27 protein-coding genes are annotated in these 25586 nt (G+C 71.4%); 11 read left to right on the top strand and 16 right to left on the bottom strand.

The window, feature by feature from the left end:
- Positions 1-34 precede the first annotated feature (34 nt).
- Positions 35-733 carry a class I SAM-dependent methyltransferase gene (locus ASG88_RS19760; RefSeq protein WP_056889149.1) on the top strand — a complete coding sequence of 233 codons (699 nt, stop codon included), beginning with the start codon at positions 35-37 and terminating at the stop codon, positions 731-733.
- A gap of 102 nt (positions 734-835) precedes the next feature.
- Here ASG88_RS19760 and ASG88_RS19755 read toward each other — a convergent pair whose 3' ends face one another.
- The 4 genes from ASG88_RS19755 to ASG88_RS19740 form a co-directional block, all read right to left on the bottom strand.
- Positions 836-1198, bottom strand: coding sequence for a type II toxin-antitoxin system death-on-curing family toxin (locus tag ASG88_RS19755; RefSeq protein WP_056889148.1), 363 nt, complete (start codon positions 1196-1198; stop codon positions 836-838).
- On the bottom strand, positions 1195-1398 hold the full coding sequence (locus ASG88_RS19750; protein WP_056889147.1) for a CopG family transcriptional regulator: 204 nt from the start codon (positions 1396-1398) through the stop codon (positions 1195-1197). The genes ASG88_RS19755 and ASG88_RS19750 overlap by 4 nt, the downstream gene beginning before the upstream one ends.
- 95 nt (positions 1399-1493) lie before the next feature.
- Positions 1494-1961 (bottom strand): VanZ family protein, encoded by a 468-nt coding sequence (locus ASG88_RS19745; protein ID WP_056889146.1) that lies wholly within the window; start codon positions 1959-1961, stop codon positions 1494-1496.
- Positions 1962-1995: 34 nt separating this feature from the next.
- Complete coding sequence (locus ASG88_RS19740) at positions 1996-2358, bottom strand: DNA polymerase ligase N-terminal domain-containing protein (protein ID WP_056889145.1); 363 nt, start codon at positions 2356-2358, stop codon at positions 1996-1998.
- 47 nt (positions 2359-2405) lie between these two features.
- Between ASG88_RS19740 and ASG88_RS19735 the strand changes: the two genes are divergently transcribed.
- Complete coding sequence (locus ASG88_RS19735) at positions 2406-3245, top strand: DNA-formamidopyrimidine glycosylase family protein (RefSeq protein ID WP_056889144.1); 840 nt, start codon at positions 2406-2408, stop codon at positions 3243-3245.
- Between the two features lie 61 nt (positions 3246-3306).
- Here the strand turns inward: ASG88_RS19735 and ASG88_RS19730 are convergent, their stop codons facing one another.
- Complete coding sequence (locus ASG88_RS19730; RefSeq protein ID WP_056889143.1) at positions 3307-5673, bottom strand: ATP-binding cassette domain-containing protein; 2367 nt, start codon at positions 5671-5673, stop codon at positions 3307-3309.
- Between the two features lie 90 nt (positions 5674-5763).
- Complete coding sequence (locus ASG88_RS19725) at positions 5764-6786, bottom strand: LLM class flavin-dependent oxidoreductase (protein WP_056889142.1); 1023 nt, start codon at positions 6784-6786, stop codon at positions 5764-5766.
- 92 nt (positions 6787-6878) lie between these two features.
- On the opposite strand from ASG88_RS19725, the gene ASG88_RS19720 reads away from it, so the two are divergent.
- The 4 genes from ASG88_RS19720 (at position 6879) to ASG88_RS23205 (ending at position 9587) form a co-directional block, all read left to right on the top strand.
- Positions 6879-8057 (top strand): benzoate/H(+) symporter BenE family transporter, encoded by a 1179-nt coding sequence (locus tag ASG88_RS19720; protein ID WP_056889141.1) that lies wholly within the window; start codon positions 6879-6881, stop codon positions 8055-8057.
- A gap of 60 nt (positions 8058-8117) precedes the next feature.
- A complete protein-coding gene (locus ASG88_RS19715) occupies positions 8118-8600 on the top strand; it encodes a pyridoxamine 5'-phosphate oxidase family protein (protein WP_056889140.1) in 483 nt (160 codons plus the stop codon).
- Complete coding sequence (locus tag ASG88_RS19710; protein ID WP_056889139.1) at positions 8600-9247, top strand: HIT family protein; 648 nt, start codon at positions 8600-8602, stop codon at positions 9245-9247. The genes ASG88_RS19715 and ASG88_RS19710 overlap by 1 nt, the downstream gene beginning before the upstream one ends.
- A gap of 196 nt (positions 9248-9443) precedes the next feature.
- Complete coding sequence (locus ASG88_RS23205) at positions 9444-9587, top strand: hypothetical protein (protein WP_157559842.1); 144 nt, start codon at positions 9444-9446, stop codon at positions 9585-9587.
- Positions 9588-9615: 28 nt separating this feature from the next.
- Here ASG88_RS23205 and ASG88_RS19705 read toward each other — a convergent pair whose 3' ends face one another.
- On the bottom strand, positions 9616-11340 hold the full coding sequence (locus tag ASG88_RS19705; RefSeq protein WP_056889138.1) for an alkaline phosphatase D family protein: 1725 nt from the start codon (positions 11338-11340) through the stop codon (positions 9616-9618).
- Position 11341: 1 nt separating this feature from the next.
- Entirely contained in the window at positions 11342-12358 is a 1017-nt protein-coding gene (locus ASG88_RS19700; RefSeq protein ID WP_056889137.1) for a zinc-dependent alcohol dehydrogenase family protein, read from the bottom strand.
- Between the two features lie 91 nt (positions 12359-12449).
- Here ASG88_RS19700 and ASG88_RS19695 point away from each other — a divergent pair, with 91 nt between their 5' ends.
- Both ASG88_RS19695 and ASG88_RS19690 read left to right on the top strand, forming a co-directional pair.
- On the top strand, positions 12450-13976 hold the full coding sequence (locus ASG88_RS19695) for a helix-turn-helix domain-containing protein (RefSeq protein ID WP_056889136.1): 1527 nt from the start codon (positions 12450-12452) through the stop codon (positions 13974-13976).
- Between the two features lie 68 nt (positions 13977-14044).
- Entirely contained in the window at positions 14045-15307 is a 1263-nt protein-coding gene (locus ASG88_RS19690) for a polysaccharide deacetylase family protein (protein WP_056889135.1), read from the top strand.
- 21 nt (positions 15308-15328) lie between these two features.
- Here ASG88_RS19690 and ASG88_RS19685 read toward each other — a convergent pair whose 3' ends face one another.
- Positions 15329-15589 carry a zf-TFIIB domain-containing protein gene (locus ASG88_RS19685; protein WP_162259879.1) on the bottom strand — a complete coding sequence of 87 codons (261 nt, stop codon included), beginning with the start codon at positions 15587-15589 and terminating at the stop codon, positions 15329-15331.
- A gap of 39 nt (positions 15590-15628) precedes the next feature.
- Here ASG88_RS19685 and ASG88_RS19680 point away from each other — a divergent pair, with 39 nt between their 5' ends.
- The 3 genes from ASG88_RS19680 to ASG88_RS19670 all read left to right on the top strand — a co-directional run bounded on the left by ASG88_RS19680 (position 15629) and on the right by ASG88_RS19670 (position 18346).
- Entirely contained in the window at positions 15629-16414 is a 786-nt protein-coding gene (locus ASG88_RS19680) for a glycerophosphodiester phosphodiesterase (protein WP_056889133.1), read from the top strand.
- Positions 16411-17769, top strand: coding sequence for an MFS transporter (locus ASG88_RS19675; RefSeq protein ID WP_235534928.1), 1359 nt, complete (start codon positions 16411-16413; stop codon positions 17767-17769). The genes ASG88_RS19680 and ASG88_RS19675 overlap by 4 nt, the downstream gene beginning before the upstream one ends.
- Positions 17770-17959: 190 nt before the next feature.
- Positions 17960-18346 (top strand): RNA polymerase-binding protein RbpA, encoded by a 387-nt coding sequence (locus ASG88_RS19670; RefSeq protein ID WP_056889132.1) that lies wholly within the window; start codon positions 17960-17962, stop codon positions 18344-18346.
- A 42-nt stretch (positions 18347-18388) separates the two neighbouring features.
- On the opposite strand, the gene ASG88_RS19665 is transcribed toward ASG88_RS19670, so the two are convergent.
- The 7 genes from ASG88_RS19665 to ASG88_RS19635 form a co-directional block, all read right to left on the bottom strand.
- Entirely contained in the window at positions 18389-18880 is a 492-nt protein-coding gene (locus ASG88_RS19665) for an FxsA family protein (RefSeq protein WP_056889131.1), read from the bottom strand.
- Complete coding sequence (locus tag ASG88_RS19660) at positions 18877-19650, bottom strand: polyprenol monophosphomannose synthase (protein WP_056889130.1); 774 nt, start codon at positions 19648-19650, stop codon at positions 18877-18879. Before ASG88_RS19660 ends, ASG88_RS19665 begins: the two co-directional genes overlap by 4 nt.
- Complete coding sequence (lnt, locus tag ASG88_RS19655) at positions 19647-21200, bottom strand: apolipoprotein N-acyltransferase (RefSeq protein ID WP_082600771.1); 1554 nt, start codon at positions 21198-21200, stop codon at positions 19647-19649. The genes ASG88_RS19660 and lnt overlap by 4 nt, the downstream gene beginning before the upstream one ends.
- Positions 21201-21608: 408 nt before the next feature.
- Positions 21609-22013, bottom strand: a complete 405-nt coding sequence (locus tag ASG88_RS19650; protein ID WP_056889129.1) for a hotdog domain-containing protein — start codon at positions 22011-22013, stop codon at positions 21609-21611.
- A complete protein-coding gene (locus ASG88_RS19645; protein WP_056889128.1) occupies positions 22010-22747 on the bottom strand; it encodes an OAM dimerization domain-containing protein in 738 nt (245 codons plus the stop codon). Before ASG88_RS19645 ends, ASG88_RS19650 begins: the two co-directional genes overlap by 4 nt.
- Before the next feature lie 70 nt (positions 22748-22817).
- The gene (locus ASG88_RS19640) at positions 22818-24383 is read right to left on the bottom strand and encodes a lysine 5,6-aminomutase subunit alpha (protein ID WP_056889127.1); all 1566 of its coding nucleotides are present in this window, start codon (positions 24381-24383) and stop codon (positions 22818-22820) included.
- The gene (locus ASG88_RS19635) at positions 24383-25447 is read right to left on the bottom strand and encodes a hypothetical protein (RefSeq protein WP_056889126.1); all 1065 of its coding nucleotides are present in this window, start codon (positions 25445-25447) and stop codon (positions 24383-24385) included. Before ASG88_RS19635 ends, ASG88_RS19640 begins: the two co-directional genes overlap by 1 nt.
- Positions 25448-25586: the final 139 nt, after the last annotated feature.

Here is a 25586-nt window from a genome sequence, read left to right as displayed (position 1 = left end):
GGGTCCACGACACAGTCAGACGAGGGGGATCGTCATGGAAGCTGATCATTACGACGGATTTGCCGAGGCCTACGCGCGGCAGAACGAGACGGGCCTGTTCAACGCCCACTACGCACAACCCGCGATGCTCGATCTCGCCGGGGACGTCGCCGGCCGGCGCATCCTGGACGCCGGCTGCGGCGCAGGACCACTGGCGGCGGCCCTGCGCGACCGGGGTGCACAGGTCACCGGATTCGACTCGAGCCCGGCGATGGTGGAGCTGGCGCGGCGGCGCCTCGGGGCGGACACCGACGTGCTCGTGGCCGACCTCGCCGAGCCGCTGCCGTTCAGCACGGGGGAGTTCGACGACGCGGTCGTCTCGCTGGTGCTCCACTACCTCGAGGACTGGTCAGGCCCCCTGGCCGAGCTGCGCCGGGTGGTGAGGCCGGGCGGGCGGGTGATCCTCGCGGTGAACCATCCGGTGATCCGTCCAGTGGTCTACCCGGACGAGGACTACTTCGCGACTACTTCCTACACGGAGGACTACACCTTCGACGGGCACACGGTGGACCTCACGTTCTGGCACCGGCCGCTGCACGCGATGACCGACGCGTTCACCAGGGCTGGTTTCCGGATCTCGGTGATCAGCGAGCCGCCGTTCTCGCCGGACACGCCGCGCGAGCTGTTGCCGCCCGACCTGGGCGACCGCACGTCGTTCCTCTGCTTCCTCTTCTTCGTCCTCGAGGCCGTCTGAGGCGAGGTGGCTGAGGGGAGGGTCGAATGACACCGGTGTCGTACCGGAATCAGCGCTTGTTGACATAATGTCAGTTATCGGCGATATCGCCAGGGGTCGAGATCAATGCCACTGCTGCAACGACTCGGTGATGCCTGTGAGCGCCGTCTCGCCGCTCGCGACGGAGATCACCAGGTCGTATGCGTCGTCGTCCGGGGCCTCGAGCTCAACGCCGTTGAGACCGTAGAACACGACGACAGCCAGCCACCCGAGCCGCTTGTTGCCGTCGACCAGCGCATGGTTGCCCACCAGGGACTCCATGAGCGCCGCAGCCTTCTCGTCGAGTGATGCATACGCCTCGCGTCCCCAGAGCTCCGTCGTCGGCCTGTGGGCCGCCGAGGCGAGCAGTCCGATGTCGCGGACGGGCCCCACGTCCAGGTCGTCCACCAAGCCCAGCAGGTCCTCGAGCGTCAGGTGCTCGGTCACTCGCCCAGTCGCCGCAGGACGTCGGCGTACCTGACGCGCGCCTGGGCCGAGAGCTCGCGGACATCCGTCTCGTGGCCGCGCCGGGCCGCCGTCTCGCGGATGGCCCGGATGGTGGCCTCCTGACGGCTGACGCCGTCACGCTCCGCCAGCTCAGCCAGGACCCGCTCGTCGTCTTCGCTCAACCTCAGGGTCATCGCCATGTCTGGACGATACCACTCTGGTATCACCGGGGACCGTGAACCTGAACGGACGGGACGACATGCGCGACCCAGTGGCTCGTGGTCCTGACCGTCCCTTAGGTCGCCGCCGGGGTCCGTGCGGCGCGGCGCCGTCGACGCCGCAGCGTGCTCGGCAGGGTCAGGACCAGGGCGAGCGCAACTCCGATGACGGCCCCGATCGAGTTGGCCACGACGTCGCGGGGGTCCGGGACGCGGCCCGGGATGGAGCTCTGGGCGGTCTCGATCGCCGAGGTGAGGGCGATGCTGCCCGCCACGGCCACCCACCACAGCCGGGAGCCGAACAGCAGCAGCACGAAGACGCCCACGGGGACGAACAGGCCGATGTTCGCGATGAACTCCACTCGCTCCACGCTGAGTCGCGCCGTGACCGGGTCCAGGTCGGGATACCGCTCCAGGCGGGCCAGCACCCGAGCCGCCAGTGCCGAGTAGTCCGGCTGCTCGGAGGCCGGGGTCAGGGTCACCAGGCCGACGAAGCCGAGGTAGGCGAAGGTGAGCAGGCTCAGGAAGGGATGGCGGTGGAACACGTCCCCATCATCGCGGGGCCGCCCAACGCACAGCTCAGCCGTCCGTCGCCCGCTGGTCCAGGGTGAGGTGCAGCAACCACTGCTTGCCGCCGGTGTGGATCAGCGCGTAACGGCGTACGCCGTGGCGACCGTGCAGTGCGAACAGCAGCCGGCGCTCGGTGCGGTCGTGCTCCTCCCAGGTGCCGTCGTCGGCGATGGTCTTGTGCTGGTCCTCGTAGCCGGCGTGCTCGAGCTCGTGGTCGTCGACCGCGATCGCCAGCCGGTCGTGGGTGGAGTCGTCGGGCAGGCCCTTGGGCACCGCCCAGCTCCGCAGCACGCCGTCCTCCTCGAGCCGCAGGTCGAAGTGCGGGCTCGGCGTGCGGTGGTCGTGGAGCACGAAGCGTCTCTCCCCCGTCATGCCCCGACCCTGCCACGTGGTGAGCGCCCGACGGGCAGGATGGACGCGTGCCCGAGGGAGACAGTGTCTGGAAGCTCGCCCGACGGCTCGACCGCCAGCTGACCGGCCGCACGGTGCTGCGCTCCGACTTCCGTACGCCGCGGCTCGCGACCCGCGACGTGTCCGGCAGGACCGTGGCGGGGCACGCCACGCACGGCAAGCACCTGCTCACCCGGCTCGGCGGGCTCGACGACTCCCCGCCGGTCACCCTGCACAGCCACCTGCGGATGGACGGGTCGTGGACCACGACCGGACCGGGCAAGCGGCTCCCGGCCCGGGTGATGGCGGACGTCCGGCTGGTGCTGGCCCTCGACGACGGGCAGACGACCCACGGGATCAAGCTGCACGACCTCGCGCTGGTGCCCACCGCGGACGAGTCGCGCCTGGTCGGCCACCTCGGCCCGGACCCGCTGCGAGACGACTGGGACGCCGACGAGGCGGTCCGGCGGCTGTCCGCCGATCCCACGCTCCCGCTGGTGAGCGCGCTGCTCGACCAGCGGCTGGTGGCCGGGCTCGGCAACCTGTGGGCCAACGAGCTGGCCTTCCTCACCGGGGTGAGCCCGTGGACACCGGTCGGTGACGTCGACGTACGACGCCTGGTCGAGCGGGCGGCGACCATGCTGCACCACTCGGCGACCGTGCCCCAGGCCTACCAGGTGACGACAGGGTCGATGTGGCCCGGCACGGACCACTGGGTCACCGGCCGCCAGCGACGCGGTTGCCTGCGCTGCGGCACCGCCGTCCTGGTGGTCGCCGAGATCCCGGGTGACGCCGGCAACCGGCGGACGTGGTGGTGCCCCCGCTGCCAGCCCGGTCCCGGACCGGAGGCTCGACGGCGCTCCTCCTGAGGCGCACGCCGCTCCCCCACCCGGGCCTGACCGCCCTGGGCCTGCCCCGTGACGGGCCGCGTCAGGCGCCGACGTACGCCGCGAGGTGCTGGCCCGTGAGGGTCGGGCGCTTCGCGACGAGGTCGGCGGGCGTGCCCTCGAAGACGACGAGGCCCCCGTCGTGGCCGGCCCCCGGACCCAGGTCGATGATCCAGTCGGCGTGCGCCATGACGGCCTGGTGGTGCTCGATGACGATCACCGACTTGCCCGACTCGACGAGCCGGTCCAGCAGGCCGAGCAGGTTCTGCACGTCGGCGAGGTGCAGGCCGGTCGTGGGCTCGTCGAGGATGTAGACGTCGCCCTTCTCCGCCATCTGGGTGGCGAGCTTGAGCCGCTGGCGCTCGCCGCCGGACAGCGTGGTGAGCGGCTGCCCGAGGCTGAGGTAGCCCAGGCCGACGTCGCGGAGCCGGTCGAGCACCTTGTGCGCCGCAGGCGTCCTCGCCTCCCCGTCGGAGAAGAACTCCTCGGCCTCCATGACGGACATCGCCAGCACCTCGGCGATGTTCTTGCCGCCCAAGGTGTATTCGAGCACCGAGGCCTGGAAGCGCCGCCCCTCGCACTCCTCGCAGGGCGACTCCACGGTGGCCATCACACCGAGCTCGGTGAAGATGACCCCGGCCCCGTTGCAGGTCGGGCAGGCGCCCTCGGAGTTGGAGCTGAAGAGCGCGGGCTTGACCCCGTTGGCCTTGGCGAACGCCTTGCGGATCGGCTCGAGAAGCCCCGTGTAGGTCGCGGGGTTGCTGCGGCGCGAGCCCTTGATGGCGCCCTGGTCGACGACGACCACGCCGTCGCGGCCCGCGACGGAGCCGTGGATGAGCGAGCTCTTGCCCGAGCCGGCCACGCCGGTGACGACGCACAGCATGCCGAGCGGGATGTCGACGCTGACGTCCTTGAGGTTGTGGGTGGACGCGTCCTTGACCGCGAGCCGGCCGGAGCCCTCGCGCAGCGTGTCCTTGAGGGTGGCCCGGTCGTCGAGGTGCCGTCCGGTCACGGTGTCGCTCCCCCGCAGCCCCTCGACGGTGCCCTCGAAGCAGACCTCGCCCCCGCCCGTCCCGGCCGCGGGCCCGAGGTCGACGACGTGGTCGGCGATGGCGATCGTCTCCGGCTTGTGCTCGACCACGAGCACCGTGTTGCCCTTGTCGCGCAGCTGGAGGAGCAGCTGGTTCATCCGCTCGATGTCGTGCGGGTGGAGCCCGATGGTGGGCTCGTCGAAGACGTAGGTGACGTCGGTGAGGGACGAGCCGAGGTGGCGGATCATCTTGGTGCGCTGCGCCTCTCCCCCGGACAGCGTCCCGGCCGGACGGTCCAGCGAGAGGTAGCCCAGACCGATCTCGGTGAACGAGTCGAGCAGGTGCTGCAGCCCCTTGAGCAGCGGCGCGACCGACGGCTCGTCGAGCTCGCGGACCCAGTCGGCCAGGTCGCTGATCTGCATCTGGCAGAGCTCGGCGATGTTCTTGCCCTCGACCTTCGACGACAGCGCCTCCCGGGTCAGCCGGGTGCCCTCGCACTCGGGGCAGGGCTGGAACGTGACCGCGCGCTCGACGAAGCGGCGTACGTGCGGCTGCATCGCCTCGGGGTCCTTGGACAGCATCGACTTCTGGATCTTGGGGATGATGCCGTCGAAGGTGAGGTTGATGCCCTCGACCTTGATCTTGGTCGGCTCGGCATAGAGCATCGTGTCGAGCTGCTTCTTGGTGAACGACGCGATGGGCTTGTCCATCGGCAGCCCGACGCCCTCGAAGAGCCGTCCGTACCACCCGTCCATCGAGTAGCCCGGGATCGTCAGGGCACCCTCGCTCAGCGACTTGGAGTCGTCGTACAACGCCGTGAGGTCGATGTCGCTCACGTTGCCCATGCCCTCGCAGCGCGGGCACATGCCGCCGAGGTAGACGGCGTCCTTGACCACGCTCTTCTCGGTGCGCCCGCCCTTGTCGGTGGACATGACGCCGCTCGCCTTGCGGGTCGGGACGTTGAACGAGTACGCCGTGGGCGGACCGACGTGGGGCGTGCCGAGGCGGCTGAAGAGGATCCGCAGCATCGCGTTGGCGTCGGTGGCGGTCCCGACCGTCGAGCGCGGATTGGCCCCCATCCGCTCCTGGTCGACGATGATCGCCGTCGTGAGCCCCTCGAGGAAGTCCACCTCGGGCCGGGCCAGGCTGGGCATGAAGCCCTGCACGAAGGCGCTGTAGGTCTCGTTGATCATCCGCTGGGACTCGGCCGCGATGGTCGCGAAGACCAGCGAGCTCTTGCCCGACCCGGACACCCCGGTGAAGACGGTCAGCCGCCGCTTGGGCAGCTCGACGCTGATGTCCTTGAGGTTGTTCTCCCGCGCGCCCTGCACGCGGATCAGGTCGTGGCTGTCGGCGGCGTGCGCCCCGGTCGTGGCCATGTCTCAGCGTCCCTCCGTGCGTCCGACCGCCCCGCGGTCACCCCTCCGTATGGTCCCGATCCAACCAGAGATCGCGGACAGGGGCGGTCCTCAGCGCCAGCCCAGGCCGGGGGCGACGTCCCGCAGCACCGTCTCGAGGAGATGGGCGTTGTAGTCGACGCCGAGCTGGTTGGGCACCGTCAGCAGCACGGTGTCGGCGGTCGCGACCGCCTCGTCCTGGGCCAGCTGCTCCACGAGCACGTCGGGCTCGGCGGCGTACGTCCGGCCGAAGATCGCGCGCATCTGCGGCTCGATCTGCCCGACCTGGTCGGTGCTGTCGCCCTGGTGGCCGAAGTAGGCCCGGTCGAGGTCGGTGGTGATGGGCATGACCGAGCGGCTCACCGAGACCCGCGGCTCGCCGTCGTGCCCGGCCTCCTTCCAGCTGTCGCGGAACGCCTCGACCTGCTTGCGCTGCTGCACGTGGAAGGGCTCCCCGCTCTCGTCCTGCTTGAGGGTCGAGCTCATCAGGTGCATGCCCATCCGGCCGGCCCACCGGGCGGTCGAGTCGGAGCCGGCGCCCCACCAGATGCGCTCGCGGAGGCCCTCGGAGTACGGCTCGAGCGGCAGCAGGCCGGGCGGGTTCGGGAACATCGGGCGCGGGTTGGGCCGTGCGAACCCTGCTCCCGAGAGCATCCTCAGGAACACCTCGGTGTGCCGGCGCGCCATGTCCGCGTCGGTCTCGCCCTCCTCCGGCTCGTGGCCGAACAGCCTCCACCCGTCGATCACCTGCTCCGGTGATCCGCGGCTGATGCCGAGCTGGAGCCGACCCTCCGAGATGAGGTCCGCGGCACCGGCGTCCTCGGCCATGTAGAGCGGGTTCTCGTAGCGCATGTCGATGACGCCGGTGCCGATCTCGATCCGGCTGGTGCGGGCGCCGACGGCCGCCAGCAGGGGGAACGGGCTGGCCAGCTGCCGGGCGAAGTGGTGCACGCGGAAGTAGGCCCCGTCGACACCGAGCTCCTCGGCGGCGACGGCCAGCTCGATGGACTGGAGCAGCGTGTCGGACGCGGTGCGGACCTGCGAGTGCGGCGTGTCGGACCAGTGGCCGAAGTTGAGGAACCCGATCTTCTTCATGCCGGGTACAACACCGGGGCGCCGAGGATCTTCCCGGTCCCGTCGCGCGGACCGCGCACCACCGGGGAGACCCGGCCCCCTAGCCTCCACGCATGAGCGGTACGACGACCAACGCGGGCACGTCGCACGCCGTCGTCGCCGGCGTGGTCACCGCCCTCGTGGGCTTCACGTCGTCCTTCGCGGTGGTGCTGACGGGGCTGACCGCGGTCGGCGCCGACCGGCAGCAGGCCGCGTCGGGCCTGGCGGTGGTCTCGGTGACCATGGGGCTCGGCTGCCTTCTCCTGTCGCTGCGCCACCGGATCCCGGTGACCATGGCGTGGTCGACGCCGGGTGCCGCGCTCCTCGCCGGGGCCGCGATCCCGGCGGCGGGGTGGGCCGGCGCCGTGGGCGCCTTCGCGTTCGCCGGACTGCTCTACCTGCTCACGGCCGTGGTGCGGCCCCTGGGCACCTGGGTGAGCCGGATCCCCGCCCCCGTAGCCAGCGGCATGCTGGCCGGGGTGCTCCTCACCCTCTGCGTGGCGCCCTTTCGGGCGTTGGCCGACGACCCCGCGACGATCGCGCCGGTGCTGCTCACCTGGCTGGTCCTTCTGCGGGTGGCGCGGCGCTGGGCCGTCCCGGGCGCCCTGCTGGCTGCCGGCGTGGTGATCGCCGTGGCCGGTCAGCCGCTGCCGGAGGGGTCGCTGCTGCCAGCCCTGACCTGGACGGCGCCGGTGCTCGACTGGGGTGCCGTGGTCGCGATCGGGCTGCCCCTCTACCTCGTCACCATGACCGGGCAGAACATCCCCGGCGTGGCCGTGCTCGAGTCCTTCGGCTACCGCGCCCCGCTGCGTCCCGCGCTCGGGTGGGCCGGTGTGGCCACCGTCGCCACGGCCCCCGCGGGTGGCTACAGCATCAACCTGGCCGCGATCTCCGCCGCGCTGGCGGCCGGCCCCGAGGCCGGTCCCGACCGGGACCGCCGCTGGATCGCCGGCGTCGCCTGCGGAGCGGCGTACCTCTGCCTGGCCCCCCTCTCGGTGCTCGTGACCGCCGTCAGCGCGGCGGCCCCCGCGGGCATCATCACCGCCGTCGCCGGGGTGGCCCTGCTCGGGACGTTCGCCGCGTCGGCCACCGCGGCACTGGCCGACCCGCAGCACCGCGAGGCCGGTGCGGTCACCTTCCTGGTGGCCGCCTCCGGGCTCTCCTTCGCCGGCGTCAGCCCGGCCTTCTGGGCGCTGGTCATCGGCGGCTTCGTGCTCCTCGTCACCCGCACCGGACGTCGTACGACGCCCTGACGCGGCCCCCCGCCTCCCAGGGGTGAGGCGGGCGTCGGTGCCGGGTGACAGGGTCGAGGCATGACAACCCACGACGACCAGCTCGGCACCGTCACCGAGATCATGCGCGACACCCGGATCGCGGTGCTGACCTACCACTCCGCCGAGGGCACCCTGGTGTCCACGCCGATGGGGACCCAGGACTTCGAGACCCCGTCGACGGTGTGGTTCATCACCGAGCGCGACACCGACAAGGTGCACGCGATCACCGCGGACCCCCGCGTCAACGTCTCCTACGCGAGCAAGTCGGGCTGGGTGTCCCTGACCGGCACCGCCCGGGTCAACGAGGACCGTGCCAAGCTCCGCGAGCTGTGGGACGCCTCGGCCGGCATCTTCATGTCCGGCGGTCCCGACGACGAGGGCAACGTGCTGCTCGAGGTCAGCGGCGCGACCGCCGAGTACTGGGAGTCACCCGGCAAGGTCTCGATGGCGATCGGCCTGGCCAAGGGCCTGGTCAGCGACGCCGAGCCCGACCTCGGGGACAACGACATCGTCACGCTCTGATGGGTCGCACGAGCGACCACCTGGAGACGCCCGAGGAGTTCCACGCCCGCGTGGCGGCCGCGACCGACGCGGAGGGACGGCTGCCGGTCGCCGTCAGCGAGATGCCGGGGTGGGACATCTTCCCCTTCGAGATCGACTCGCTGCGGATCAAGCCGCTGCAACCGCTCGCCGACGCGGAGCCGCCGCGCCGTGGCGAGGATCCGGCGGACTGCTGGTGCGCAGCAGGGCCCGCCGACGACCCGGAGCGGACGGTCTGGAGCAACGAGCGCTGGGTGCTCGTGCTCGACACCACCATGCGCCTGCCGATCGCGGTCAACCTCCTCCCCCGCGAGCACTGCGACCTCACCGACGTCCCCGACGACCTGGCCGGGGAGATGGGCCGGCTGGTGGTGGCGGTCTCGGCCGCGATCGAGTCGCTGCCGGGCGTGGGACGCGCGCAGCTCGCCAAGTACGGCGACGGCGGCGCGCACCTGCACCTGTTCCTCCTCGGCCGGCCGGCCCGGATGCTCCAGCTCCGTGGGTCGCCGCTCCTGGACTGGGAGGAGAACCTCCCGGCCGTGCCGCTCGAGGTGCACCGGGCGCACGCGTCGTACGTCGCGGCGCGTCTCGTCGAGCGCGTCGGCGGCACCGGGCCCGCCTGGACCTGAGCCGCGGGGGTATCAGGACCGGGTCCTCGACGATCCGTCGAGGTGAGTACCACCCCGCGTGACCAGCGGGCATGGCCCGAACGGGTCATCTTCATACCGCATACGGCGTGTTTGCACGGGGATCGCGTCAGGACCGGCCATCTCGCGTGTCACGGTGATGACACGCCCGACAGCAACGAAGCTCAGGAGCAGGACCATGTGGGACACCGTCGACACCACCGGATCGCATCTCTCGCACGACATGCCGTGCACCGGCTGCGGCCACGCCGCGCACAGCTACCTCCCGTGCTCCGACGCGTGCACCTGCGCCCACGGGCGCATGCTCGCCGCCGCCAGCTGATCCCGCCGCTCGCTGACCCCTCCGGGCGTCAGTCGCCGAGGGCGTAGTCGGCGACCTTCGTCAGGCGCGGGGAGTCGTTGTCACCGTCGACGACCTTGCTGCTCACCCACCACATCCGCAGCGACCCGGGCGCCAGCTCGAGGAACGCCAGGTTGTTGTCGAACCACGGCCCCTCGGCGTACTTCCAGGTGATCGGGCTGGTCGGCACCTTGGCCGACCGCGACGCCAGCCGCCCGAGCGGTCCCGCCACGCCGTAGCTGAGGACGGCGGTGGCGAAGCGCATGTTGCGCGACAGCGGGTTGCGGATCGGCGAGCAGACCGCCTGGATCAGCCGGCCCTGCAGCGCCGGGCTCCGTCGGGCCGTACGACGCGACAGCCGCGCCTCGCTGACGTAGCTGTGGTGCACGTCCCCCGACAGGAAGGTGACGCTCGACGGTGCCCGGCCGCGCTGGCCGGACGCGACCTCGATCGCCATCTCCGCCACCCGGCTGAAGCTGTCCTGGAAGGCTGCCCAGTGCTCGAGGTCGACGAGCTGACGGGCCCACTCCCCCACGCTGGCGCCGCGCTTGCCCCACGCCCCCGCGGCCATGGCCTCGCCGGCCGCCTCGAGGTGGTGCAGCCCGCGGGCCAGCATGAACGGCAGCGACGTGCCGATGAGCAGGTGGTCGACGTCGCCGCGCATGTGCTCGTCGAGCCAGGCCAGCTCGTCGGGATCGAGGAGTGCCCGCTGGTCGGGCTCGAGCACGCGGGCGGCGCGGGAGTCCACGACGACGAGGCGGGCCTGGTCGCCGTACTCGCGGGCGTAGCTCCAGCGGTAGGTCGTCGGCTCCTGGTCCACCCGCTCGGCGAAGGCGTCGAGCACCTCGGTCAGGTCGAGCTCGTCGTCGCCCTCGTGTTCCACCACCCGTTGCCAGATCTCGTCCTCGAGGCGCTCGCTGGGCGACAGGTTGCCGAGGTGCTGGTAGACCCAGTAGGACGCCAGCCCGGCCACGATCCGACCGTGCCACCACGAGGTGGCCTCCATCTCGTCGCGCCAGGCCTGCGAGGTGTTCCAGTCGTCGCGGATGTCGTGGTCGTCGAAGATCATCGCCGTCGGCAGCGTCGAGAGCAGCCAGCGGTTGGTGGCGTCGGTCCACGCCAGGGAGTAGAGGTGTGCGTACTCCTGGAAGTCCTGGAGCTCGGTCCACGGCGGCTGCTCGATGTCGCGGCGGGCGCTGATGAACTCACGCATCTCGTCGGTGGTCTCGTCGGCGTAGACCTGGTCGCCGAGGAAGAGCACCAGGTCGGGCCACCGCGGATCGAGGAGGTCGGTGTCGCCGTCGGCGTCGTGCGCCTCGGCCTGACCGGCCATCCGCAGCGCGTAGGTGCGCAACGCGTCGATGCCGTGGGTGTTGTTGCCCTTCTTGTCGTGCCCGACCGAGGTGCGGCAGGAGCCGAAGGCCAGGCGCAGCGGCTTGTCGGGCACCAGGGTCGCGATCACCGGGTCCGGGAGCGCCGAGTCCTCCGGGGGCCACACCGGCCGGTCGTCGATCGCCACGGTGTACGCCGCCCGCGAGCCCGGCTCGAGGCCGTCGAGCTCGACGAGGGCGTAGTGGTGCCCGTGCACGACGAAGGTGCCCGCCGACCAGGACTCGCCGTCCCGGGTCACCGTGACCCGGGCACGGTCGCGGGTCTCGACCCAGACGGACGCCGAGGTCTCGTCGACGTAGCGCAGCAGCGGGCCCACCACGAGGTCGGCCGAGGTGGCGGTCATCTCACGGCTCCAGGAGGACCTTGATGGCCCGACGCTCGTCCATGGCGCGGTAGCCCTCCGGGGACTGCTCGAGCGGCAGGGTCATGTCGAAGACCAGCCCGGGGTCGATCGCGCCGCTCAGGGTGAGCTCGAGCAGCTCGGGGAGGTACTTGCGGACCGGGGCCATGCCGCCGGCCAGGCCGATGTTGCGCTGGAACATCCGGCGCACCGGCAGCTCCACCCCGTGCGGCACGCCCACGAAGCCCACGGTCGAGCCGGGCCGGGCGATGGAGAAGGCCTGCTTGATCGACTCGTCGGTGCCGACGCACTCGAGCACGGCGTCGGCGCCCACGCCGTCGGTGAGCTCCGCGATCCGCTCGGCGCCCTCCTTGCCACGCTCGGCGACGATGTCGGTGGCCCCGAAGCGGCGGGCGATCTCCTGGCGGGGCTCGTGGCGCGACATGGCGATCACGCGCTCGGCGCCGAGCTGGGCAGCGGCGAGGACCCCGCAGAGGCCGACCGCCCCGTCGCCGACGACGACCGCGGTGCTCCCCCGCGTCACGCCGGCCGAGACGGCGGCGTGCCACCCGGTGGCCATCACGTCGGAGAGGGTCAGCAACGAGGGGTAGAGCGAGCGGTCGGGAAGGCCGTCGGTCTTGACCAGCGACCCGTTGGCCTGGGTGACCCGGGTGCACTCCGCCTGGCCGCTCGAGGTGAAGCCGAGGTTGACGCACCCCGAGTGCGCGCCGGCCCGGCAGTGCACGCAGGTGTTGTCGCAGTGGTCGAACGGCACGATGACGAAGTCGCCGGCGCGGAAGTCGGTGACCTCGCTACCGACCTCCTCCACGACGCCGATGCACTCGTGGCCGATGGTGTCGCCGGCGGTGATGTCGTTGTGGCCGCGGTAGGGCCACAGGTCGGAGCCGCAGATGCAGCCCGCGGCCACCTTGACGATGGCGTCCGTGGGGGCCTCGATGGTCGGGTCGGGGACGTCCTCGACCCGGATGTCGCCGGGGGCATGGATGGTCGTAGCGCGCATGTCGGCGATCCTTGCACGCCCCCGGAGGAGGTGCGCGACACGGCGTTCGCCAAGTGTTGTCGTATCTCATATCTGAGATACCGTGGCCGGCATGGAGACCGACTACAAGGGACGCATCGGCAACCTGATCCGGGACGCCCGCAAGCACCGGGGCCTCACCCAGCACCAGCTCGCCGAGCTGCTGGCCACCAGTCAGAGTGCCATCAACCGCATCGAGAAGGGCCACCAGAACCTCTCGCTCGAGATGCTGGCACGCATCGGTGCCGCGCTCGACTCCGAGATCGTCGCCCTCGGCGCCGGGCCGACGCACCTGCGGGTCAACGGCCCGACCACCCTGTCGGGATCGATCGAGGTCAAGACCTCCAAGAACGCCGGTGTCGCGCTGCTCTGCGCCTCGCTGCTCAACAAGGGCCGTACGACGCTGCGCAAGGTCGCGCGCATCGAGGAGGTCAACCGGCTGCTCGAGGTGCTCGGCTCCCTCGGCGTGCAGACCCGCTGGCTCAACGACCAGAACGACCTCGAGATCATCCCCCCGGCCGAGCTCGACCTGGCCCACATCGACGAGGCGGCCGCGCGGCGTACCCGCTCGGTCATCATGTTCCTCGGCCCGCTCCTGCACCGCTACGACGAGTTCGACCTCCCCTACGCCGGCGGCTGCAACCTCGGCGAGCGCACCGTCGAGCCGCACATGTCGGCGCTGCGCCCGTTCGGCCTCGACGTCAAGGCCACCGACGGCAGCTACCACGCGATGGTCAACCGCACCATCGAGCCGGAGCGCCCGATCGTCCTCACCGAGCGCGGCGACTCGGTCACCGAGAACGCCCTGATGGCCGCGGCGCTGCGCCCGGCCACCACGGTGATCCGCAACGCCTCGTCCAACTACATGGTCCAGGACCTGTGCTTCTACCTCCAGAAGCTCGGCGTGACCGTCGAGGGCATCGGCACCACCACCCTCCGGGTGACCGGCTGCGAGCGGATCGACGTCGACGTGGACTACTCCCCTTCCGAGGACCCGATCGAGGCGATGTCGCTGCTGACCGCCGCCATCGTCACCAAGTCGTCGATCACCATCACGCGCGCCCCGATCGAGTTCCTCGAGCTCGAGCTCGCGATCCTCGAGGAGATGGGCTTCCTCTACACCAGCTCCGAGGAGTACGTCGCCGCCAACGGCCGCACCCGCCTGGTCGACATCACCACGCACCCGAGCTCGCTGCGCGCGCCGCTGGACAAGATCCACCCGATGCCGTTCCCCGGCCTCAACATCGACAACCTCCCGTTCTTCGCGGCCATCGCTGCCGTGGCCGAGGGCCAGACCCTGCTGCACGACTGGGTCTACGAGAACCGCGCGATCTACTTCACCGAGCTCAACAAGCTGGGCGCCCAGGTCAAGCTGCTCGACCCGCACCGGGTGCTCGTCGAGGGGCCCACGCACTGGTCCGGCGCCGAGATCGTGTGCCCGCCGGCCCTGCGGCCGGCGGTCGTGATCCTCATCTGCATGCTCGCCGCCAAGGGCAGCTCGGTGCTGCGCTCGACGTACGTCATCCACCGCGGCTACGAGGACCTCGCGGAGCGGCTCAACCAGCTGGGTGCCAACATCGAGACGTTCCGCGACATTTGAGCACCGCGCTCACTACTGTCGCAGTGGCCGCCTGACGGACGTCGGGCGCACCAGCATCCGGGGGGATCATGAACACGCCGACGAGGCGGCTGCTCGGCCTCGCCGCCGTCGTGGCCGTCGTGGCCGCCTCGTGCAGCGCACTCACCCGTGAGCCCGAGCTCGACCCGCCGCCTGCGCTGGGCGTGCAGACGGGGCCCGGGGCCCGGTTCGTGGGCACCGCCGCAGGCTTCTCGGACTGGTACGGCCCCGGGTCGATGCGGCACGTCGGTGCGACCAAGGCCGGCCGGGCCGCCCTCGAGATCACCGCCGAGCCCGGCGGGCTCCAGGCCAACGCCCGCAAGGCGCTCCTCCCGGTGCGGGACGGCTCCCCCTTCTCCTGGTCGTTCTCGGTGCGGACCGCGGACTGGAGCCAGGTCGCCAACATCCAGTTCCGGCTGCACACCACCGATGACGACTTCTTCTACGCCAACGTGCGCGACCGCACGGCCCGCACCGCGCTCGTGGACGACGCCTGGCAGCGAGTGCAGCTGTCCCGGGCCGACTTCCTCACCGTCGGCGAGCCCGACTGGCGCCGTCTCGAGGTCGTCTCCTTCGCCGTGTGGGGCTTCACCGACGGGGAGGACGGGCCGACCTCGCCGACCGTCCTGGTCGACGAGGTCCAGACCCATCCGCGCCTCGACCGCTCGGCGCCGGGCGCCGGCGTCGTGACACTGTCCTTCGACGACGGCGACGAGTCGGTGGCCGACGCCGCCCGCCTCATGCGCGAGCGCTACTTCCGCGGCACGGCGTTCGTGGTGCCCGCCCTGGTGGACGAGCCGGGCTTCCTCGACCGGGGTGACCTCGAGTCGCTCGACGACCTCGGGTGGGACCTCGGCGGCCACAGCGACATCCCGCTGACCGAGCTCGCCACCGAGGCGCTCGAGGACAACGTCGAGACCACGGCGCGCTGGTTGCGCGAGCGCGGGTCGCGGGGCAGCCACCTCTACGCCTACCCCAACGGCGCCGTCGACCCGGAGGTGCGTCGCGTCGTCGCCGACTACTTCTCGGTCGGCCGCACCATCAACGAGAACGTGCAGCCGGTGGGCGACATCGACCCCTACGCCGTGAAGTCGCTGAACGTCTACTCCGACCAGAGCCTCGAGGACGTCATCCGGATCGTGGACGCGAGCGTCGAGGCGCGGGACTGGCTGGTCCTGACCTTCCACCGTGTCGGCGACGAGACCGGGGACGGCCTGGACTGGACGACCGAGAAGTTCAGCGGTCTTCTCGACCACCTCGCGGCGCGAGGCATCGAGGTGCAGCCGATGAGCGAGGTCCTGGCGCCGATGTGACGCTCGGCCCGACTCGTCGGCTCAGCCGAAGAGTGTCTCCACCCACGCCCTCGACCGCTTGGCGGCGGCCGGGGGCGCGGTCATGTCGGGGGTGATCCGGGGCAGGGGTGCGGTCCGCGTGGCCGATCCGGCGTGCCAGTCGGTCTCGGCCTCGACGAGCGTGCCCAGGTCGGCACGGTCGAGGAACACTCCGTGGCCGTCGGGGCACTGGCTGACGGTGGCGAGGCCCACTGAGCGCTCGCGCATCTCGGTCCCGCAACGCGGGCAGGTGAGGGGCTCCATTTCCCAGACGGTACTCCCGGTGGGGCCCATACTGCTCGCGTGACACGGCCCGAGTCCCGCAGGCGCCCCACGGTGCTTGCCTTCGCCCACCGCGGTGGCGCCTACCACCCGGAGGTCGAGGGCCTCGAGAACACCATGGCGGCCTTCCGCCACGCGGTGTCCCTCGGCTACCGCCACCTCGAGACCGACGTCCACGTGACGAGCGACGGCGTGCTGCTCGCCTTCCACGACACGGTCCTCGACCGGGTCACCGACCGGGTCGGCTCGATCGCCGAGACGTCGTACGCCGACGTGCAGCAGGCCCTGATCGGCGGTCGCGAGCGGGTGCCCACCCTGGCCGAGCTGTTCGACGCGTTCCCGGCGGCGGCCTTCAACATCGACCTCAAGTCGGACGGGTCGGTGCCGGCGCTGGCCTCCTTCCTCGACGAGCGCGAGGCGTGGGACCGCGTCGTGGTCGGGTCCTTCTCCGTCCGCCGGATGCGGGCGTTCCGCCGGATGACCGGCGGTCGGGTCGCGACGTCGGCGCACCCCCTCGAGGTGGCGGCGTACGTCGTCGTGCCGAGCGCCCGCCTGGTCCGGCGGCTCACCGGCGACCACCCGCGGGCCTTGCAGATCCCGCACCGCCAGGGACGGCTCGTGGTGGCCTCCCCCGGCCTGGTGCGCCGGGCGCACGCCAACGGCGTGGAGGTCCACGTGTGGACGATCGACGACCCCGACGAGATGCACCTGCTGGTCGACCGTGGTGTCGACGGCCTGATGACCGACCGCACCGACATACTCAGGGACGTGCTGCGCAGCCGTGGCCTGTGGGAGGAATCATCGTGAAGGACTCTGACGTGCCGGCCGGTGTCGCCGACCTGCGGCCCCTCGACCAGGCCCGGGAGCAGAAGGCCTGGTACTGGTACGACTGGGCCAACAGCGCCTACGTCACCACCATCGCGACGGTGCTGCTGGCGCCCTACCTCATCGCCATCGCCGAGGAGGCCGCGGTCGACGACCGCATCAGTGTCCTCGGGTTGTCGGTGGCGCCGGGCTCGCTCCCGTCGTACCTCGTGACGTTCTCCACGATCCTCTCCGCCCTGGTCCTCCCGCCGCTCGGCGCGATGATGGACCGCACCGAGAAGAAGAAGCAGTGGCTGGCCGGCTTCGCGTGGACCGGTGCGGCGTTCGCCTCGCTGCTGTGGTTCGCCCGCGGGGAGAACTGGCAGATCGGCGCGGTCGCCGTCATCGGCGCCAACCTGTGCCTGGCGGCGTCGATGGTCGTCAACGACTCGATCCTGCCGCTCATCTCCGACGAGGCCAACCGCGACCGGGTGTCCTCGCGCGGGTGGGCCTTCGGCTACCTGGGGGGCGGCCTGCTGCTCGCCGTCAACCTCGCGGTCGTCACTCTCCTGCCCTTCGGGCTGACCACCGGGGAGGCGGCGCGCATCTGCATGCTCTCCGCCGCGATCTGGTGGGCGGGCTTCACGATCATCCCGTTCGTGCGGCTCAGCAACCACCCCCCGACCAACGTGGAGCCGGCCGAGGGCAACGTCGTCGCCCGCAGCTTCGGCCAGCTCGTCGCGACGCTGCGTGACATGCGCAACTACCCGATGGCGCTGACCTTCCTGCTGGCCTACCTCTTCTTCAACGACGGCATCCAGACCGTCATCGCCAGCTCCTCGACGTACGGCTCCGAGGAGCTCGGCCACGGACAGTCGGTGCTCATCGGCACCATCCTGCTGGTGCAGTTCGTCGCGTTCTTCGGGGCGCTTCTCTTCGGTCGCCTCGCCCAGCGCCAGGGCGCCAAGAAGACGATCCTCATGGGCCTGGTCATCTGGATGGTCATCGTCACCGCGGCCCTGTTCCTGCCGGCCGGCAACGTGGCCCTCTTCATGGTGTTCGGGGTCGCGGTGGGCATCGTGCTGGGCGGCACCCAGGCGCTGGCGCGGTCGTACTTCTCGCTGCTCATCCCGCGGGGCAAGGAGGCCGAGTACTTCAGCTTCTACCACGCGATGGACCGCGGCACGTCGTGGTTCGGGACCCTGGTGTTCGGCCTCACGTTCCAGTTCACCGGCTCCTACCGGCCGGCGGTCTTCGCGCTCATCGTGTTCTTCCTCATCGGCGGCTACCTCCTCACCCGCGTCGACACCGAGCGTGGCATCCGCGACGCCGGCAACGCCCTGCCCGCCGTCGTCTGACCCTCCCCCGTGCACGGCACCCGATCGGGTGGTCCCACGACCGCGTGATTGGTTGAACCTTGGCGTTCCCCGCTACCTTGGAAGGAACAGGGGACGAGCGACGCTCCCGAAATGGCGTCACGGATGCACACTCCGATCGTCCCACTCCCGACTCACTCGGGGTCAGCACACATCATCTGGAGGTGGCTCAATGGCGGAGCGCACGCTACGTGGCGCACGGCTCGGCGGCCAGAGTTTCGAAGACGAGCGCGGGATCGAGTTCGCGGCCCGACAGCAGGTCGGTTACCGCTGCGAGCAGGGTCACGAGTTCGAGGTCACGATGTCGGTCGAGGCCGACATCCCGGCCATCTGGGAGTGCCCGCGCTGTGGGGCGAAGGCACTCAGCACGGCGGGCATCAAGCCCGAGGAGAAGGCTGAGAAGCCGGCTCGCACGCACTGGGACATGCTCCTGGAGCGACGCTCGGAGAAGGAGCTCGAGGACATCCTCAAGGAGCGTCTCGAGCTGCTCCGCGGCGGCGAGATCGGCCCGGCGCACCTGCACCGCGCCAATGCCAAGAAGCGCAAGGCGACTGCCTGATCGGCACTGTCCGACCAGGCCGCCTGACCGGCAGCCGACGACTCAGTCGTCGACCACTTCGCCCTGGACCACGGGCCCCTCGGGGCCCGGTCCGGGGCGTCGTGCATTTCCGGGGCCCCCTCCCGGTCCCGCCAGCCCGCCACCCAGGGGGCCCAGCAGCCGGCCGGCGACCACCTTGGTCAGCACGCCGCGCGCGATCGGCCGGGTGAGGGGCAGGATCAGCAGGACCCCGACGATGTCGCTGACGAAGCCCGGCGTCAGCATCAGGGTGCCGCCGATGAGGATGAGGCCGGCATCGGCGAGCTCGCGGGCGGGCATCCGACCCGTCTGCAGCGCCTCCTGGAGGGCGGCCCAGGAACGCGAACCCTCCCGCCTGATCAGCCAGGTGCCCAGGACGCTGGCGCCGATGAGGAGCAGGATCGTCCACCACGGGCCGATCACCTGGCCGACCTGGATGAGCACGAAGATCTCGACCAGCGGCACGACCACGAAGGCCACCAGGAGCAGCCAGCCGGGGATCCGCACGCGCCTCATCGGGTGCTCCGTCCCTGCCGCGCGTGCGCGAGCTGAGTACGACGCTCGCGCAGGCCCCAGCGGGTGATGCGGCGCAACGACTCCGAGGCCACCGGCCCGCTCATCTTGGAGTCGCCGCGGACCCGCTCGACGAACTCGATGGGCACCTCGACGACCCGCAGCCCGGCGCGCACGGCGCGGTAGGCGAGGTCGGTCTGGAAGACGTAGCCGGTGCTCTGCACGCCGGCCAGGTCGATCTTGTCGAGCGCCTCGCGCCGGAAGAGCCGGAAGCCCGCCGTCGCGTCCCGGACGTGGATCCCGAGGAGGACGCGGACGTAGAGGTTGCCGCCGCGGGACATCGCCTGGCGCGACAGCGGCCAGTTGACCACCGAGCCGCCCGGGACGTAGCGCGACCCGATCACCAGGTCGGCGTCGTGGAGCGCGTCCAGCAGCCGGTGGAGCTGCTCGGGCTGGTGGGACCCGTCGGCGTCCATCTCTCCGATGACGTCGTAGCCCTCGTCGAGGGCCACCCGGAAGCCGTGCAGGTAGGCGGCGCCCAGGCCGGCCTTCTCGCTGCGGTGCAGCACCGTCACGGCGGGGTCCGCCGCCGCGAGCCGGTCGGCCACCTCGCCGGTGCCGTCGGGTGACCCGTCGTCGACCACCAGGAGGTCGACCGTGGGCTGCGCGGCGCGCATCCGGCTGACGATCCACTCGAGGTTGTCGACCTCGTTGTAGGTCGGGACGACCATCACGACGCGGCCCAGTCCGGGCGTGTTCCTCGGGGTGCTCATGCGGAGACCCGCGTCATGGTCCGTGACCTCCCGGTCGTCGTGTCGCTGTCGTGCTGTGAGGGACGACGATACGGAACCAGGATGAACACCAGGGCAAGAACGGTGATCGCCACGCTGACGCGTCCGGGCCACGGCCCCATCCAGACTCCGGGGGTCAGCCCGTGGGCGAGCGGGACCTCGGCGACGAGGACGTCCTGGGTGCGGGGTGCGGCGCTCTGGACGACGGTGCCGTCGGGGGCGACGATCCCGGAGACCCCGTTGATCGCGGCGACGACGACGTAACGGCCCGTCTCGACGGCACGGAGCCGGCTGATCTCGAACTGCTGGTCGATCTGGGCGGTGTTGATGAACATGGCGTTGCTGGTCTGCACGGTGACCAGCTCTCCCCCGTTGGCCAGCTGACCGTGGATGACGTCGTCGTAGGCGACGTCGAAGCAGATGGCGTCGGCCACCAGCGCGTCACCGACCCGCAGCGGCTCCAGGCTGGTGCCGCGGGCCATGTCGCGCGGGATGAGAGCGAGCTGGCCGTAGGTGTCGGGCAGGATCGAGCCGCGGAAGGGGATGTACTCGCCGTAGGGCACCGGGTGGCGCTTGGTGTAGCGGTCTCCCCCGCCGAGGCCGGGTCGCCACACGATCCCCTGGTTGAGCACCTCGCCCTCGCGGGGCGAGTCCGCCATGCCGCCCACCAGGATGGGCACGCCGATCGCGTCCGAGGCCGCGACGATGCCGGCGTTGACCTCGGCGTCCGTGAAGGGGTCGACGGCGGTGGAGTTCTCCGGCCAGACCACGAGGTCGGGGCGTGGGACCGCGCCCGCCTCGACGTCGGCTGCGAGCTGCTCGGTGAGGGCCACGTGGTTGGCGGTGATCTCGCGGTGCACGGCCGGCACGTCGGTCCCGTCGCCGGGCACGTCGCCCTGGACGGCCGCCACCGTGAGGTCCTCACCCCGGCTGCTCACGCCGGGGACGGCGTCGTACGAGCCGGCCAGCGGGAGCAGGGTCACGGTGGCGAGGCCGCCGACGGCCACCAGCGCGGCCACCGGGCGTCGCAGGCGGCTGGTGACCAGCCAGGCCAGGGTGGTGCCGGTGAGCGCGATAAGCAGGCTGGTGCCCGTCATGCCGAGCCACGGCACGACCGGCTGCCAGAGCGTGTCGGCGGTGGCATAGGTCAGCCGACCCCACGGCAGCCCGCCGAAGGGCCAGGCGCCCCGCCAGGTCTCGACGGCCACCCACGCGAAGGCGGCCCACACCGGCCAGGCGCGCAGCCGCGTCACCAGCGCCAGCACCATGCCCAGGGGCGCGAGGTAGAGGGCCTGGAAGAACGTCAGCGCCAGCCACGCGTCGGTGCCGACCGCGCGCATCCACCACAGCAGGGTGGCCATGAAGCCCAGGCCGAACAGCCAGCCCACCAGCGCCCCTCGCCCGACCGTCAGCCCGCGGACCGAGAGCACGAGCACGGCCAGCGCCACCGGCATCAGCGCGGCGACACCGACGGGCTCGAAGGCGAGGGAGAGCACGACGCCGCCCAGGAGGGCGGCGAGGCAGCGGAGCATCACGGCTCCACGCTATCCGGCGCGACCACGCGCGGGGTGCTTGCAGGGGGACGGGGGGCGCGCTGACCCTTCGGACCAACCCACGACCGACCGGCTGCCGGCCGTGGGAAGTTGTCTACGGAGCCAGCAGGCCCCCCGTATCCGCCCTCGTGGTGCGAGACCGACCTCCGTGGACAAGTTGGCTCAGATGCTGGCTTCACACCGGCCAACCGGCCACCCGGACGTCGGTCCGCTCGCCACGATCTGCACAGGCGGACCGTGGAACCCTGTCTCGCCGGGGCGGAGGTGTCAACACGGCCCTGACCTGCACGTTCGCGAGAAATCGCAGGTCAACGCGGGGACGGACACCGACAATCGGGCAACAAATTTCACGGCCTCGCGGCGTGTCGCGTCGTGACACGCCGCAGGTCAGCCTTGACGGGGCGGTACGACGACCGTGCCGGTCGCCGTGGTGGCCAACTCCGGGGGGTCCAGTGGGGTCGCAGCACCCGGCGCCTCGGCGGTCGCGGCGCCCCGGGCGACGACGTGGACCGCGAAGTCCATCACCCGGCTGCGGGTGCCCTCGCGGACCAGCGTCGCCGTGATCTCGAGGACGTCCCCGGCCCGGACGGGAGCGACGAACTGGACGTCGGAGTACGACGCGAACAGGCCCTCGTCGCCGTCCAGCAGGATGCACATCTCGGTCGCCACGTCGCCGAAGAGACCCAGCGAGTAGGCGCCGTCGACGAGGTTGCCGGCGTAGTGCGCGTGGCTGTAGGGGACGTAGCGCCGGTGGGTGACGACGGTGCCGACACGGGTCTGGGGGGTGGTCATGAGGCCTTCCGGGTGGTGAGGCGGTGGACGAGGTAGGAGGCGACCTCGCCGGGCGTCGTACCTCGGCTGAAGACGCGGTCGACGCCGAGCTCGTCGGCCATCGTCTCGTCGAAGCGCGGACCGCCGACGACCAGGAGTGGTCGCTTGGCGGCCGGGTAGGACTCGCGGAAGGCGGCCGACATCTCGCGGGTGTTGAGCAGGTGGGCGTCGCGCTGGGTGACGACCTGGGAGACCAGGACCGCGTCGGCCTTCTCGGTGATCGCGGCGTCGACGAGCTGCGGGACGCTCACCTGGGCGCCGAGGTTGACCACCTTGACCTCGCGGTAGTACTCCAGCCCCTTCTCCCCCGCGAACCCCTTGATGTTGAGGATCGCGTCGATGCCGACCGTGTGGGCGTCGGTGCCGATGCACCCGCCCACCACGACCATCCGGCGGCGCAGCGAGCGCTTGATCGCCGCGTTGGCCTCCTTGGGCGTCAGCAGCGGGTAGTCGCGCTCGACCACCTCGACCTGGTCGGTGTCGACGAGGTGGTTGACCCGGCCGTAGACGACGAAGAACGTGAAGCCGTCGCCCATCGGCTTGGCGTGCACGACCAGGGCCGGGTCCATGCCCATCTTGTTGGCCAGCTGGGCGGCCGCGCCCTCGGCGACCTTGGAGTGCTTGATCGGCAGGGTGAAGGACAGCTGCACCATGCCGTCGCCGGTGGTGTCGCCGTAGGGGCGGACGATGCTCATGCGGGGTCCCCTGGGCGTTGTTCGACGGAGGAGCGCAGCGGAGGAGGCGAAGAACGTCTTGGGGTGCAGGTCATGAGGGGTCGCCCTCCAGGATCTCGGTCGCGGGGTTGTAGTAGTCGGCGGCCTTGCGGGCGACGCCCTCGAGGCCCCGGCCCTTGTCGGCGGGACGCTTCATCAGGCCGAAGGTGCCGTCGGCGATGGCGTCGAGGAGGCCGTTGTCGTGGGCCTTGATGTCCTCGAGCAGCCCGATGGACTCCCCCAGCACCTCGCGGGCGCGCAGGTTGATGAAGCCGCCGGGCGCCGGGTGGAAGTCCTCGTGCAGCTTGCCGGCGGAGTCCATGACGTAGCGGACGTTCTGCAGCGCCAGGTCACGGTCGGAGATCCACGGCGTGACCACCGCCTCGGTCATCATCCCGACGAGCAGGATGCCCTGGTCGGTGAGCGCGCCGACGAGGTTGAAGAAGCCGTCGAGGAGGTAGCCGCGGAAGACGTCGCCGGTCATGTGCCGGGTCGGCGGCATCCACTTGAGCGGCGCCTTGGGGAAGAGCTGGCGGGCCAGCAGCGCGTGGGCCAGCTCGAGGCGGAACGAGTCCGGCACGGCCGGGTCGATCTCGAAGGCGTGGCCCAGGCCGAGCTGCCAGTCCTCGAGGCCGGCCTCCTTGGCGAAGTATTCGTTGAGGAGCTGGCTGGTCGTCACCGTGTGCGCGGCCTCGACCGCGTCGGCTGTGGTGAGGTAGTTGTCCTCGCCGGTGTTGATGATGATCCCCGCGCGGGCGTGGACCTGGCGGCTGAAGCGCTGGTCGACGAAGGTGCGGATCGGGTTGATGTCGCGGAAGAGGATCCCGTACATCGAGTCGTTGAGCATCATGTCGAGCCGCTCGAGACCGGCGAGGGCGGCGATCTCGGGCATGCACAGGCCGGACGCGTAGTTGGTCAGGCGCACGTAGCGGCCCAGCTCGCGGCTGGTCTCGTCGAGCGCGGCCCGCATCAGGCGGAAGTTCTCCTGGGTGGCGTAGGTGCCGGCGAAGCCCTCGCGGGTCGCGCCCTCGGGCACGAAGTCGAGCAGCGACTGGCCGGTGCTGCGGATGACGGCGATCACGTCGGCACCCTCGCGGGCGGCCGCCTGCGCCTGGGGGATGTCCTCGTAGATATCGCCGGTCGCGACGATGAGGTAGATCCACGGCTTGCGGGGGGCGTCGCCCACCTTGGCGATCATCCGCTCCCGCTCGACGCGGCGACGGTCGATCTGCTTGATGCCCTTGCCGACCGCCTTGCGGGACGCGCTGCGAGCCCGCGTCAGGTCGCGGCCCTCCGGGAGGCGGAACGTCACCGACCCGGCGCTGGCCTTCTGGGCGAGGGTCACGAGGTCCTCGGCCTCGCCGCGGAGCAGGGCGTCCCACACCGGGGCGGAGACGCCGTGCTCGAGGCCGACGTCGGCGCGGACCACGTCGGAGAGCCGGTTGACCCAGGGGGTGCCCTCGGCGTCGGCGCCACTGAGCCCGGCGAGGCGCAGGGTCGCGCGCTCCACGCTGACGGTCGTGTGCTGCTGGGCGGTCTTGACGATCGGGCGCCCGACCTGGCGCGCGAGGGTGCGCGCGCGGCGTACGTCTGCGGCGTCGAGGGTGAGCTTGCCCATCAGAGCCTCCGCTCGAAGAGTCCGCGCACGCCCTCGTGGGCTCGCAGGAGGTCCAGGGCGTACGCCGCGTGGCCGGGGACGTAGCCGTTGCCGACGATCATCCGGACGTCGGCGGCCAGTCCCTCGGCCCCGAGGGCGGCCGCGCTGAAGGAGGTGGCCATGGAGAAGAAGACGACGGTGCCGCCGTCGGCGGTCGCGAGGATCGCGCCCCCCTCGCAGCCGGGGACGTCCACGCAGACGACGGTGACGTCGGCCGGTCCCCCGGCGGCGGTGACGGCGTCGCGCAGGGCGATCGGGCCGCGTGCGTCGGCGACGGCGACGGCGTCGGCGAGCCCGGCACCGCGGAGCAGGTCGGCCTCGGCCTCGTGGGGGACGACGCCGATGGTGCGCGTGGCGCCGGCGTCACGGGCGGCCGCGAGGCTGAGCGAGCCGGACTTGCCCGCTCCCCCGACCACCGCGACGGTCGGTCCGCCCTCGCCGCCGGGACGCAGTCGCGTCCACTCCTCGACCACACGGCGGGTGAGCGCCGGGGCGCCGCAGACGTCCATGACGCTCAGGCTGAGCTCGGGGGTGAGGTCGTCGGGCAGGACGGCCGCGATGGAGCGGCCGAAGAGGATGGCGTAGCCGTCGCACGGGACCTGCTCGGTGGTGCCGGTCCAGCCGGCGAGCCCGTCCTCGATCACCAGCGGGGTAAGGGTCAGGCTCACCAGGGTGGCGACCCGGTCGCCCACCGCGAGGCCGAGGGGCGACGCGGGGCCGACCTCCTCGACGGTGCCGACCAGCATGCCGCCGGAGCCGGTCTCGGGGTTCTGCATCTTGCCGCGGGTCGCGACGATGTCGAGGACCGCGCGGCGTACGCCGTCGCCGTCGTCGTGGGTGCGCTCGAGCTGGCGGAACGACGCGGCGTCGAGGTTGAGCCGCTGGACGCGGATCCGCACCTCGTCGGGCCAGAGCTCCCGACGCGTGTCGAGGCGCTCCGCCGCCTGCGGGAGCACGGTCCGATCGTCGAGGACCCGGTGGAGCCCCGTGGGGTCACTGGTGATGATGGCCGGCGAGGTCGACATGACCGCTGTTTCCTTCGCTGCTTGGAGCATCTGACGGGATATCTTGCGGCGCGCCATTGGACGCACCGGAGGATCTCCGCCTACTCTGACAGAGGAGCCGCACGTCACACAACCGACGCGCCGCTGCCGTCCGCCCGCA

The sequence above is a fragment of the Nocardioides sp. Soil777 genome (assembly GCF_001428425.1).
GTDB classification, from domain to species: Bacteria; Actinomycetota; Actinomycetes; order Propionibacteriales; family Nocardioidaceae; genus Nocardioides; species Nocardioides terrigena.
This window is presented reverse-complemented; position numbering and strand designations above follow the sequence as displayed.